Source organism: Aquimarina agarivorans, assembly GCF_000218485.1.
Taxonomy (GTDB): Bacteria; Bacteroidota; Bacteroidia; order Flavobacteriales; family Flavobacteriaceae; genus Aquimarina; species Aquimarina agarivorans.
On record NZ_AFPB01000130.1, the window covers coordinates 1 to 11,990 of the forward strand.

13 protein-coding genes are annotated in these 11,990 nt (G+C 32.4%); 7 read left to right on the forward strand and 6 right to left on the reverse strand.

Annotated features, from left to right (window positions below; all coding sequences use genetic code 11):
* Positions 1-143: 143 nt before the first annotated feature.
* Positions 144-584 (reverse strand): hypothetical protein, encoded by a 441-nt coding sequence (locus tag GMC_RS0106795; protein ID WP_010521428.1) that lies wholly within the window; start codon positions 582-584, stop codon positions 144-146.
* A gap of 427 nt (positions 585-1,011) precedes the next feature.
* On the opposite strand from GMC_RS0106795, the gene GMC_RS0106800 reads away from it, so the two are divergent.
* Complete coding sequence (locus tag GMC_RS0106800; protein ID WP_010521429.1) at positions 1,012-2,550, forward strand: YifB family Mg chelatase-like AAA ATPase; 1,539 nt, start codon at positions 1,012-1,014, stop codon at positions 2,548-2,550.
* Between the two features lie 281 nt (positions 2,551-2,831).
* Here the strand turns inward: GMC_RS0106800 and GMC_RS0106805 are convergent, their stop codons facing one another.
* The 4 genes from GMC_RS0106805 to GMC_RS0106820 all read right to left on the reverse strand — a co-directional run bounded on the left by GMC_RS0106805 (position 2,832) and on the right by GMC_RS0106820 (position 6,450).
* A complete protein-coding gene (locus GMC_RS0106805; RefSeq protein ID WP_138940585.1) occupies positions 2,832-3,302 on the reverse strand; it encodes a VOC family protein in 471 nt (156 codons plus the stop codon).
* A 249-nt stretch (positions 3,303-3,551) separates the two neighbouring features.
* A complete protein-coding gene (locus GMC_RS0106810; RefSeq protein WP_010521431.1) occupies positions 3,552-4,592 on the reverse strand; it encodes a LamG domain-containing protein in 1,041 nt (346 codons plus the stop codon).
* A 547-nt stretch (positions 4,593-5,139) separates the two neighbouring features.
* Complete coding sequence (ribH, locus tag GMC_RS0106815; protein ID WP_010521432.1) at positions 5,140-5,646, reverse strand: 6,7-dimethyl-8-ribityllumazine synthase; 507 nt, start codon at positions 5,644-5,646, stop codon at positions 5,140-5,142.
* Between the two features lie 3 nt (positions 5,647-5,649).
* A complete protein-coding gene (locus tag GMC_RS0106820; protein WP_010521433.1) occupies positions 5,650-6,450 on the reverse strand; it encodes a tetratricopeptide repeat protein in 801 nt (266 codons plus the stop codon).
* A gap of 126 nt (positions 6,451-6,576) precedes the next feature.
* On the opposite strand from GMC_RS0106820, the gene recF reads away from it, so the two are divergent.
* Genes recF through GMC_RS0106835 form a run of 3 tightly spaced genes read left to right on the forward strand, consistent with a single transcriptional unit; the run spans position 6,577 to position 8,379 of the window.
* Positions 6,577-7,662: a DNA replication/repair protein RecF gene (recF, locus tag GMC_RS0106825; RefSeq protein WP_010521434.1), complete on the forward strand. Its 1,086-nt coding sequence runs from the start codon at positions 6,577-6,579 to the stop codon at positions 7,660-7,662.
* Positions 7,659-8,087, forward strand: a complete 429-nt coding sequence (locus tag GMC_RS0106830; protein ID WP_010521435.1) for a hypothetical protein — start codon at positions 7,659-7,661, stop codon at positions 8,085-8,087. Before recF ends, GMC_RS0106830 begins: the two co-directional genes overlap by 4 nt.
* On the forward strand, positions 8,074-8,379 hold the full coding sequence (locus GMC_RS0106835; protein WP_010521436.1) for a DciA family protein: 306 nt from the start codon (positions 8,074-8,076) through the stop codon (positions 8,377-8,379). The genes GMC_RS0106830 and GMC_RS0106835 overlap by 14 nt, the downstream gene beginning before the upstream one ends.
* Positions 8,380-8,477: 98 nt before the next feature.
* Here the strand turns inward: GMC_RS0106835 and GMC_RS0106840 are convergent, their stop codons facing one another.
* A complete protein-coding gene (locus GMC_RS0106840; protein ID WP_010521437.1) occupies positions 8,478-8,897 on the reverse strand; it encodes a nucleoside-diphosphate kinase in 420 nt (139 codons plus the stop codon).
* A gap of 258 nt (positions 8,898-9,155) precedes the next feature.
* Between GMC_RS0106840 and GMC_RS0106845 the strand changes: the two genes are divergently transcribed.
* Genes GMC_RS0106845 through GMC_RS19355 form a run of 3 tightly spaced genes read left to right on the forward strand, consistent with a single transcriptional unit; the run spans position 9,156 to position 11,935 of the window.
* Positions 9,156-10,178: a DHH family phosphoesterase gene (locus GMC_RS0106845; RefSeq protein ID WP_029489638.1), complete on the forward strand. Its 1,023-nt coding sequence runs from the start codon at positions 9,156-9,158 to the stop codon at positions 10,176-10,178.
* Positions 10,175-10,717, forward strand: a complete 543-nt coding sequence (gene gldI, locus GMC_RS0106850; protein WP_010521439.1) for a gliding motility-associated peptidyl-prolyl isomerase GldI — start codon at positions 10,175-10,177, stop codon at positions 10,715-10,717. The genes GMC_RS0106845 and gldI overlap by 4 nt, the downstream gene beginning before the upstream one ends.
* Positions 10,718-10,762: 45 nt before the next feature.
* A complete protein-coding gene (locus GMC_RS19355; protein ID WP_010521440.1) occupies positions 10,763-11,935 on the forward strand; it encodes a peptidylprolyl isomerase in 1,173 nt (390 codons plus the stop codon).
* Positions 11,936-11,990 lie beyond the last annotated feature (55 nt).

Here is an 11,990-nt window from a genome sequence, read left to right on the forward strand (position 1 = left end):
TACTTTTAAACATGTAAAAACCCCTTACAGTTTAAGTGTAAGGGGTGTTAAAACGATTTTTAAATAAGTTTTCTAAGAGAAATTTAAAATTGAATCGTTAAACTTTTGACTCAATTATACCATTACTATTAAAAGGAGATTCATCAAATTTTAGAAGTAATCTGAACTCCCCTAACTTCAATATTGGTTACCTTATTTTCCCATACGTGCATGGGCGCTTCATACATGGATAATCGATATTTATAATATTTACTAGAAATTAATTTACATTCAGGAAATATCCGGATATTAAGGGTTTGTAGCCCTTTCTTCCTTCCTTTTAATTGCACAATAGAATTGCCTACCACCTTATCATATTTATCAACTAATTCAAGATAAATAGTGGCACTCCTTTTTGAAAAATACGCTATTTGATAATTACCAAATTGATTGGTTCTTTTGCTTAAAATCATTGCAGGCTCATTATCAAACTTTACAAAAGATTTCTTTTTTTGTGCATAGGTTACAGAAGATATAAATACTGTGAATAAAAATAATACGCAGAGTTTTGCCCTTGAAAACGCGTGTAATTTAAATGAATCCATAAAAGTTTTTAGATTGGTTAGTGCGATCAAGTTACCAAATTTATTATCTATAAATTTGGCGCTATTAATTTGAGATAAAGAACTTCAACTAACAACAAAATCTTGTTTATAACCCATTTCCTACAAATAAAAAATCAATAAACTATATTTCAGCTATTTATGAAATTTTAATTACCAATAACTATTGTTAATAAGTACTTTGCAGTTTTTATTAACTATAGTATTATGTTAGTGGGCAATGCAAAATGAACAAATAATTAGTTTTGCTTTTTATCATTCGCTTTAAACAGTAGTAACTAAAAAATATAGCTTACATTTAGATCTATTCTAGTTTTTTGAAAACCAATTTAAATGACTACAATGGAAAATAAAACATTTAATTTTCAGTTATTTAGCTGTAAATTTAACTATATTCAAAATTTCGACTATGCTTATCAAAGTATTTGGAAGTGCTGTTTTTGGTGTTTCCGCAACTACAATTACCGTGGAGGTAAATATTGACAAGGGTGTGGGATATCACCTTGTTGGTTTACCTGATAACGCCATTAGGGAAAGTAGCTATCGTATTGCTGCGGCTTTAAAAAATGTCGGTTACAAATTTCCAGGCAAAAAAATTACAGTAAATATGGCTCCTGCCGATTTACGAAAAGAAGGTGCTGCCTATGACTTGTCCTTGGCAATTGGGATTTTAACGGCAAGTGACCAAATTAAAGCGCCAAATATTAGTGATTACATTATTATGGGCGAACTTTCGCTTGATGGTAGTTTACAACCCATACGTGGGGTATTGCCCATTGCCATAAAAGCAAGAGAAGAAGGTTTTAAAGGCTTTATCCTGCCAAAACAAAATGCCAAAGAAGCTGGAATTGTAGATAATTTAGCAGTTTACGGTGTAGAGCACATTAGCGAGGTTATTGATTTTTTTGATAAAGAAATTCCACTTGAGCCTACCATTATTGATACCAGAAAGGAGTTTGAAATAGCTAACGATAATACCGATTTTGATTTTGCCGATGTAAAAGGACAAGAAAGTATTAAACGGTGTATGGAAATTGCTGCTGCTGGTGGGCATAATATTATTCTTGTAGGTCCGCCTGGCTCGGGGAAAACTATGCTAGCTAAAAGATTGCCCAGTATTTTACCTCCAATGACACTACACGAAGCTTTGGAAACGACTAAAATACACAGTGTTTCGGGGAGACTTAAAGATGAAACTGGTTTGCTTTCCTTACGCCCTTTTCGTAGCCCACACCATACAATTTCGGACGTAGCACTCGTAGGAGGCGGAAGTTACCCGCAACCAGGAGAAATATCATTGGCTCACAATGGAGTATTATTTTTAGATGAACTTCCTGAATTTAAACGTACAGTATTGGAAGTAATGCGACAACCTTTGGAAGATAGGGAAGTCACCATTTCCAGAGCAAAATTTACGATAACCTACCCTTCAAGTTTTATGCTTGTGGCCAGTATGAATCCAAGCCCTGGAGGGTACTTTAATGATCCCGATGCTCCCGTAACATCATCTCCTGCAGAAATGCAACGCTATTTAAGTAAAATTTCTGGTCCATTACTAGATCGAATTGATATTCATATTGAAGTAACACCAGTTCCTTTTGACAAATTAAGCGACGAACGCAAAGGAGAACCCAGCAAAACTATTAGACAACGAGTTATTACAGCGCGACAAATTCAAACTAAGCGTTTTTCCGAAAGAGATGATATTCACTACAATGCACAAATGACCGTAAAGCAAATTCGCACCTATTGCGACTTGCCAAAATCAGCCAAAACATTACTAAAAACAGCCATGGAAAGTTTGAATCTTTCTGCCAGAGCTTATGATCGTATTTTAAAAGTATCCCGAACTATTGCTGATTTAGAAGCTAGTTCACAAATTTTAGATCATCATATTTCCGAAGCTATTCAGTACCGTAGTTTGGATAGAGAGGGCTGGTTGGGATAGATTATTAATTCGATTAACATACATAAAAAATATCAAAAATTGGAGGTTACTTTATCAGAATGAGTATGTAATATGCCATCTTCATTGCCTTGAAATATTCAGTAAAAAAGACTGCTTTTAAATAGGGAGTTAATCTCGAAAAACGGTATAATTTTTAGTTTAAAATACTCAAATTTGAAATTCATGTAAAGAAAAAGCATCTAACCATAATAGTTAAATGCTTTTTATTAAATATAGTTTAAATAATAACTTATGATTGTGAAGACTAATTTTATAAAAAATTACCAAGAAGATAATCCAATAATTTCATCATTAGGTCCTACAAAAAAAGTATACTTATCTTGAACGTAATTATTATTTTCCAATTCGTACCCTTCCTTTTTTAACTTATCACCAATAGGTCCAATATCATTAACTTTCAACATAAAATGATTGTGATTTGTATTTCCAATAGGTCCTATTGAACCAGATGCTTCAGGCGGCATTACCGAAAGGTTAATCTGAAAGTCATTAGCTCTTAATTTTAAAATAAGCATGCCCTCTAAAGATCCATGCAAAACTTCAGAATCTGCTAACTTAAACCCAAGTATTTCTCGGTACAATTTCATTGTTTTTTCTAAATCTAAAACATGTACACAATTGTACCTAAGTCCTATAACTTTTGCTTCTGATTTTGTTGCTTCTTTCAATTTGGGTGGTTTACTATTTTGAGCCGAAATATCATTAAGGCTGAAAAACATTATTATTGCCATGGAGCAACAAAGATTTGCAAAAATTGTATTATTAAGTTGATTACTTTTTTTGGATTTTTTGATACCAATTCTCATAAAATATTAGGTAATTATTATTGATTATAAATTAAAACTATAGTTTAAATGGCTTGTACAAATAGGCTTTTATTTAAATATTTGACTGCTAATGTGCAGTATTTGTAATTTTTACTTTAAAGTAAAATAGTCAAAATAAACTAGAGTTTTAATTAATTATTTGATTTTCTTAGATTATTTATCCTCTTTTAATTTCCAGGTACGCACCCAATCAACACGCATAGTGTTAATTGCATCATCATTCAATGCCTCTCTTTCTGGCAATCCACCTATATTACATTGCTCTGCGGTCCATAAATCAAATATTAGTTCTAATTCCAAGGTCATATCTTGTTGCGTTGTTACTTTTCCCGCAGGTTCACCATTGAGGTAAAATTGAACATTTCGCTCATCAATCCACCATGCACCAACTATATGATAATCTTCATCCCAAGTTTTACCTTTATTTGGGTTTGCATCAGATAAAAAACGAGTATCATAATTGCCATGTCTGTTCTCTGTATTTGCTCTACCCCCTTTAGCTATAAAATATTGCGAATTCATTTGCGTAGGGAATAACCAAGGAGTCCATGGGAAATCTGCAGGTTTATTTGTTTGATCCCTACAATCAGCGGTAGGATTTGCATTATTTTCTACGATATCGATTTCGTCACGGTTGTCAATATCACCATTATTCATCCAAAATGTATTAAAAGCTGCAATTTTAGCAGTTTTCATACTACACTCGGTATACATAGGATATTTAATTTGTGTTTGCGAATGTACTCTGGCCGTTCTAAACCACATGTCCGTATTTGGGTCAGGATCAAGGGTTGCTTTGATATTTAATTTGCCATCCTCAACAAATGAATTTTCAGCTCTCATGGAAACAGGAGTCCCGCCGTAATTCCAAAAAGAATTTCGCCATTTTACCGGATCCCACTCATCAAATTCATCAGACATTTCTTCAACCTTTTCCCACTTTGTATTGTCAGGAGTGGTATTATCTAAAGACACGAATGAAGGTAAACTGGGGTCAAGATCAGACAGCTTGAATGCTTTTAAAGGAGTTCCGCTTGCAGGCTTAGGGTTAAAATCTATAACTATTGGTTCAGGTGTAGGATTCTCAGAAACTGGTGCCTTATTTGGCATTTCCTCTGCAGGGGATTCGTCGTCAGATGAACATGCAAAAGTAAGTGATAGTAAACTTAACGCAATTAACTTGTAAATTTTCATAATTATTTTTTTTATTAGACATTGTTACTTTATCGTTATAGTTCTGACAGCTATTTTGTACTTATTGTTTTAAAATTTAAGCAGTCAAAATAAATAGTATAATCACTGGCGAACTACCATCAATAAAATTATAGGACTTACAATTTTCGATTTTTACATTAATTTTATAAAATTCAACTAGGCATGTAAATTCAATAATTATATTTTTAATTTCTTATACATACCACAAAAAAATAATACAAAAAATGTATTAACCTCAAAAAATAACTCCTATTGAGAGCGAAAAATTAATATTTTTATAGTATTCAATATCATAATATCAAGTTAAATTTATTAAATACCTACATTGATGTATAAATGAAACCTTGATTCAAGCTTAGTTCTAACTTATAATTGATTTATTTTTTACCGTAAAAAAAGGTCAATAAGCATGTATAAATGAAACATATCCAAATAGATATAAAAAAAGGAAGTAACTTAAATTACTTCCTATCAAATTTTTATTTTAAAAAAATGCTTCTGAACGCGTCAAATACCTTTTAAAAACCTATCCTTTATAAAAATTAGCATCTTTGCGCAATTGTGCCATTTTTATAGCGGCAATAGCAGCTTCAGTACCTTTATTGCCATGCTTACCTCCTGATCGATCTAATGACTGTTGTTGGTTGTTATCCGTAAGCACACAAAAAATAACAGGAATATCTTGCTGCACATTTAAATCTTTTATGCCTTGGGTTACCCCTTCGCATACAAAATCAAAGTGTTTTGTTTCTCCTTGTATTACACAACCTATAGAAATAACTGCATCAAGCATGTCATAGGTTTCCAACATTTTTTTGCTTCCGTAAATCAGCTCAAAACTTCCTGGCACATTCCAACGTACTATATTTTCTTTAAGTACACCACAGTCAATTAACGCATCAAAAGCTCCTTGAAACAATCCATTAGTTACCGTATCATTCCACTCAGAAACAACTATCCCAAACCGAAAATTTTTCGCATTTGGGATAGTTGCTTTATCGTACTGTGATAAATTTTTGTTTGCTGTTGCCATAAGTTACATAGCTTTTGCTTTTGCCAATAAAATTTCTACTTCAGAATTTTCGTTACTTTTAGGATACTCAGATGAAATAGTTTCTAAATTTTTAATTGCTGTATTGGTATCGCCACTAGCAATAGCCATTTTTGCAGCTTTTAATAAAAACATAGGCGTAGTAAAACTGTTCTTATTCAAATTAGCAGCTTTGTTGTAATATGAAATTGCTTCGCTACTCACACCTTCTTTTTCAAGTTGTGCAAACGAGTCTCCTAAAGCTCCGTAAGCTATGGCTTGTAAAATGTAGTCTTCACTTTTAAAATTATCCAAGTAATCAATAGCTTGCTTGTAGTCCTTAATTTTTAAATAAGAAATACCAGCGTAATAATTTGCAATGTTTGCTGTTTTTGTACCTCCGTATTGGTCAACAACGTCAATTAATCCCAATTTGCCTTCGCCACCATTTAGTGCCAAATTATACAAGGAATCCTTTTGTGTGCTACTCGCCTCTTGTGCTTGATTAAAGTATTTTTGAGCCTGAAAAATTTCATTAGCTGCTTCAATTTCTTTCGGTTGCTTTACAAAACGATCGTAACCAATGTACGCTAATGCAACTAATGCCAAAGCACCAACAACTCCAAAAATATATTTTTGATTTGCTGCAACCCACTCTTCAGTTTTGTTTGCCGTTTCGTCAAGTGTATTAAATACCTCTGCTGTTGTTGATTCTATATCTTCTGAAGCAATGTTATCTTCTACTTCATTTTCAACAGTCTCTTTTACTGCTTTAGGTTTATACCCTCTCTTTTTATATGTGGCCATTTATATTATTTTTATCAGATGAGCAAAAATATGATTTTTATTCAATTTTAAAAGAGAATTAAATCCTATTTTTAGAAATGTAATTCTTACAGATGATTTACTTTTGCATCTAGCCATAAAATTTGAATGAATTTAAAAGCCCTTTCGTTAGTAAATTATAAAAATATTGAGTCAAAACATTTAGCGTTTGACCCTAAAATTAACTGCTTTGTCGGTAAAAACGGCGTAGGCAAAACTAATATTTTAGATGCCATATATCACTTATCCTTTGGCAAAAGCTATTTTAACCCTATAACTTCTCAAAATATCAGGCATACTTCTGATTTTTTTATGATTGAAGGCTTATATGATAGGGATAGCAGAGAGGAAAAAGTGGTGATCAGCGTAAAAAAAGGACAAAAAAAAGTTATTAAGCGCAACGGCAAAAACTACGATAAATTAAGTGACCATATTGGCTTTTTACCATTAGTCATCATTTCGCCCGCTGATAATGATTTAATTGTTGAAGGTAGTGCTACCCGAAGAAAGTTTATGGATGGTGTACTGGCACAAACTGATGCAGAATACCTTACCGTACTACTCAATTACAACAAAACATTAACACAACGTAACGCCTTATTAAAATACTTTGCCGCAAACCACACGTTTGACAATACAAATTTGAGTATTTACAATGAACAATTACATCAATTAGGTACTGCAATACATCAAAAGCGCAACACATTTATTGAGCGTTTTATGCCAATTTTTATTGAACGTCATCAGCATATTGCCGTAAATAGCGAACAGGTCGGTTTAACCTATCAATCTAAAGTACACGACACAACTATTATTGATTTACTAAAGCAAAACTTACCCAAAGATCGTATACTACAGCACACAAGTGTTGGCATACATAAAGATGATTTGGACTTTACCATTGACGAAAATTTTAATATTAAAAAATTTGGGAGTCAGGGGCAGCAAAAATCATTTTTAATTGCTTTGAAATTGGCTCAGTTTGACTTTATTTTGCAACAAAGTAACGATACTCCTATCCTACTATTAGATGATATTTTTGACAAATTGGACGAAAACCGAGTGGAACAATTAATGAAGTTAGTTGATGATAATCATTTTGGGCAATTATTTGTTAGTGATACCCATGCGGATCGTACCGAGGCTATAGTAAAAAAAATATCACAATCTTATAAAGTTTTTAAATTATCATGAAGTTACAAGTTATATCCTTTCTTTTAGCATTGTTTACATTATTCAGCTGTAATACTAAAAATAGTGTGGATTTAACCTATTTAAATGGGTATTGGGAAATCGACCGCGCAATAACTTCTTGCGGAAGCGAAAAAAAATACAACTTTAATCCGATGGTTGATTATTTTGCTACCAAAGACAGCGTTGGTTTTAGAGCGAAATTAAAGCCAAATTTTACAGGAACCTATGAAGGATCTAAACAGCAAATAAATTACACCGTTTCCCGTAAAGGAGAAAAATATGTTATAACTTACAAAAACGCATCAAATACGTGGAAAGATATACTTATTAAAGCCACCGAAAATCAACTTTGTATTGAAAATAACGAAGGTACCCAGTTTTATTACAGAAAATTTACTCCTATAAAAATCAATGAAGAAAAATAGCAGAAGACATAACGAAAATCAATCCATTAGCGATGTACTTAAAAACTTTGTAGTAGCAAACAAACTTCAAGGAGGCATTGATCAGGTGGAAATGGAAAATGTTTGGCAAAATGTTATGGGGCTTGGTATTGTTAATTACACTACCCAAATAAAACTTCAGAATAACACCCTGTTTGTACAGTTAAGTTCATCCGTTTTACGAGAACAACTTAGCTACGGAGCATCAAAAATTATCCTAAATATTAACGAAGCCTTTGGTCGAGAAATTATCCAGAAGCTAGTACTCCGCTAACTAATCAGCGGTTTCAAATGATCTCTTAAAATAAATGATGCATTAAAAAAACATTCAACCTTAAAGTTGATATAGAAACAAACTATAATTTCGAATAGTTAAAATTGCTCTCGGCGCGAAAAATGAAATCCTGCCTCAATACGGGCATTATCATCACTATCGCTACCATGAACGGCGTTTTTTGATTTCGATTCTGCAAAAATTTTACGCAATGTACCTTCTGCTGCCTCTTCAGGATCAGTACTTCCTATTAAAGTTCTAAAATCCTCAACGGCATTTTCTTTTTCTAAAATAGCGGCTACTATAGGTCCACTAATCATAAAATCACATAAATCCTTATAAAAAGGCTTATCAACATGAACATCATAAAACTTTTTGGCATCGCTGGATGTCAGTTGAGTCATTTTTAATGCAACAATTCTAAAGCCCGAAGCTGTTATTTTTTCTAAAATAGCCCCAGTGTGACCATTTTTAACTGCATTGGGTTTAATCATTGTAAGTGTTCTGTTTGTTGCCATAAATAAGGTGTTTTAACAAATGTAACTAAATTGATGTTGCACTCAAAAAAAGTTAGTCACTAAAAAAATTAATTATTTAGCTTGTTTAAAAAATAAATTTTAAACACAATCCATTCATAAAAAACAAATTACACAATTGTCAATAAAAAGCAGCTTTTTTGCTTTATTTTCAGTACTTCGGGCATATTAAAATTTAGTTAATAAACTATCTCTTTTTTCTTGATTCCGGTTTGTATTACAACTATATTCGCTTTTGTTATGAAAATGAAAAACATCAAAGGACTTAAAGCTGAACTGGCCTCGTCCCAAAATATTATTATAATTCCGCACAAAAATCCTGATGGCGATGCCATGGGATCAACATTAGCGTTGTATTCATATTTAATGTTAAAACAAAAGAAAAGCACCGTAATTACTCCAAATGATTATCCAAGCTTTTTAAAATGGCTGCCTTGTAACAATGACGTTCTTGTTTACGAAAACAATGGTCAAACTGCTAAAAAATTAATCGCCGAAGCTGATTTAATTTTCACTTTAGATTTTAATCACTTAGGGCGTTGTGGCGATTTACAAGAGCTTTTGGAAGCTAACAAAAAAGCTTCCTTTGTTATGATAGATCATCACCAACAACCCGATGATTACGCAAAATACATGTATAGTGATCCAGCCATGTGTTCAACTTGCGAAATGGTGTACCATTTTATTGATCAAATGCAAGACATAGCATTAATAAATAAAGATATTGCCACCTGTTTATACACTGGAATTATGACCGATACTGGATCATTCAGGTACCGCTCCACAACTAGTACAACACATCGTGTTATTGCTAATTTAATTGATGCTGGTGCGGAAAACACTCAAATACACGAAGGTATTTACGACACTAACACCCTAAGTAAACTACAATTAAAAGGAGTGGCCTTAAAAAACTTACGTTTATTTCCTGAATACCGTACTGCTTACATTTCACTTTCGCAGAAGGAATTAAACGATCATAACTTTAAAAAAGGAGATACCGAAGGTTTTGTAAATATTGGACTATCAATTGATAATATTTTATTTGCCGTAATTTTTATAGAAAATGAAAATGAAGGCATTATCAAAATGTCATTCCGATCAAAAGGATCATTTTCTGTAAATCAATTTGCCCGCAATCATTTTGAAGGTGGTGGTCATGACAATGCCGCTGGAGGAAAAAGCGATTTACCACTAAATGAAACGATTGATAAATTTATGAGTATATTACCTGTGTATAAAAAGGAGTTATTAAATTCATGAAGTATCTATTTCTTTCACTTATTACTATTTTTTGCCTATTTAGTTGTAGTAAACCTGTAACGCGTAAGCCGGTTTCGGTAAAATCTGGTTCCTATCTTTCTGAGTCTGTTATTTTAAATAAAAAAATAAAGGCAAGAGAAGAAACTGCTATAAATACCATTATTGAAAAAGATACGTTACATACCTATCTGAATTCAGGTAATGGCTTTTGGTATTACTATTCAAAAAAAGACAGTATTCCTAATATAAAACCTCAATTTGGAGATATCGTAAATTTTGATTTTAATCTAAAACGAATAAACGGCAGTCTTATTTATTCCAAAAAGGAATTAGGAAATCGTAATTATAGGATGGATAAGGAAGAATTATTTTATGGACTTAGGGAAGCTTTAAAACTTTTACAAAGTGGAGAAAGCGCCACCTTCTTGATTCCATCGCATTTAGCTTATGGATATTATGGTGATACTAAAAAAATTGAAGCTAATACACCAATAATTACAGAAGTTACCGTAAATTCGATTTCAAAAATCGAAAAATAATCGAAACAACAACTAAAATTAAATCAATACTAATTTAAATTAAAAATGAAGAAGTTAAATTATTTATTTATTGCCCTTATAGCAGCTGTTTTTACTAGCTGTAATGAGAAATACCCAGACTTGGAAGATGGATTGTATGCTGAATTTAATACTAACAAAGGAACAGCTGTAGCAGATCTACATTTTGAAGATACTCCTATGACTGTAGCAAATTTTGTTGCTTTAGCTGAAGGGAAGCAAGACGCAGTAGATAGTACTTATGCAGGAAAAAGATTTTACGATGGATTAATTTTTCACCGTATTATTAAGGATTTCATGATTCAAGGTGGTGATCCATTAGGAACTGGAGTAGGAAATCCTGGTTACAAATTCCCTGATGAAATAGTGGATTCATTAAGTCATGATAAAAAAGGAATTTTATCCATGGCAAATTCTGGCCCTGGAACTAACGGAAGTCAGTTTTTTATCACTTTAAAAGAAACACCATGGTTAAATGGACGACATACTGTTTTTGGAGAAATTGTTGAAGGGCAAGCTGTTATTGATAGTATCGGTAATACTGAAACTAAACCTGGCGACAAGCCAAAAGATACTATTGTTTTAAATTCAGTTAATATTATTAGAAAAGGAAGCTTAGCTAAAGCTTTTGATGCCCCATCAGTATACAAAGCTGAACTTGAAAAAATTGAAGCAGAAAAGTTAAAGAAGGAGCAAGAAGAAATTGCTTTAGCTAAAGGAAATAAAGACAAAAATGATGCCTTAAAACCTCAAGCTAAAATTACTGAATCTGGTTTAGGAATTGTTTCTGTTAATGAAGGAACTGGTAAAAAGATAAAACAAGAAGAAAAAGTAGGGATTTATTACGTAGGCTACTTAGAGGATGGTCGTATTTTTGATACCAACATTGAGTCAGTAGCAAGAGCTAACAATAAGTTTGATCAAGTTCGTTTGGACAGAGGTTTATACAAACCTATGCCAGTACCATATTCAAATAAAGCACAAATGATTCCTGGTTTTAAAGAAGGATTACTTTCAATGGATAGAATTGGTGACAAATCAACTATTTTTATTCCTTCGGCTTTAGGATACGGTGAGCGTGGAGCTGGTGGTGTAATTCCTCCAAATGCAAATCTTGTATTTGATATTGAATTTGCTGAGCTAGAAGCTGAAAAGCCAAAAGACAATCACGATCACTCTGATCCTAATCACAAGCACTAAGCTATCGAATAATCATTCTTTTTAATTAATTTAATAATAATTAATTATTTGGATT

Excerpts from the sequence above, each read along its gene's own strand:
- GMC_RS0106795 (WP_010521428.1), bottom strand. The coding sequence starts at position 584 with ATGGATTCATTTAAATTACACGCGTTTTCAAGGGCAAAACTCTGCGTA.
- GMC_RS0106800 (WP_010521429.1), top strand. The coding sequence starts at position 1,012 with ATGCTTATCAAAGTATTTGGAAGTGCTGTTTTTGGTGTTTCCGCAACT.
- GMC_RS0106805 (WP_138940585.1), bottom strand. The coding sequence starts at position 3,302 with ATGGCAATAATAATGTTTTTCAGCCTTAATGATATTTCGGCTCAAAAT.
- GMC_RS0106810 (WP_010521431.1), bottom strand. The coding sequence starts at position 4,592 with ATGAAAATTTACAAGTTAATTGCGTTAAGTTTACTATCACTTACTTTT.
- ribH (WP_010521432.1), bottom strand. The coding sequence starts at position 5,646 with ATGGCAACAGCAAACAAAAATTTATCACAGTACGATAAAGCAACTATC.
- GMC_RS0106820 (WP_010521433.1), bottom strand. The coding sequence starts at position 6,450 with ATGGCCACATATAAAAAGAGAGGGTATAAACCTAAAGCAGTAAAAGAG.
- recF (WP_010521434.1), top strand. The coding sequence starts at position 6,577 with ATGAATTTAAAAGCCCTTTCGTTAGTAAATTATAAAAATATTGAGTCA.
- GMC_RS0106830 (WP_010521435.1), top strand. The coding sequence starts at position 7,659 with ATGAAGTTACAAGTTATATCCTTTCTTTTAGCATTGTTTACATTATTC.
- GMC_RS0106835 (WP_010521436.1), top strand. The coding sequence starts at position 8,074 with ATGAAGAAAAATAGCAGAAGACATAACGAAAATCAATCCATTAGCGAT.
- GMC_RS0106840 (WP_010521437.1), bottom strand. The coding sequence starts at position 8,897 with ATGGCAACAAACAGAACACTTACAATGATTAAACCCAATGCAGTTAAA.
- GMC_RS0106845 (WP_029489638.1), top strand. The coding sequence starts at position 9,156 with ATGAAAATGAAAAACATCAAAGGACTTAAAGCTGAACTGGCCTCGTCC.
- gldI (WP_010521439.1), top strand. The coding sequence starts at position 10,175 with ATGAAGTATCTATTTCTTTCACTTATTACTATTTTTTGCCTATTTAGT.
- GMC_RS19355 (WP_010521440.1), top strand. The coding sequence starts at position 10,763 with ATGAAGAAGTTAAATTATTTATTTATTGCCCTTATAGCAGCTGTTTTT.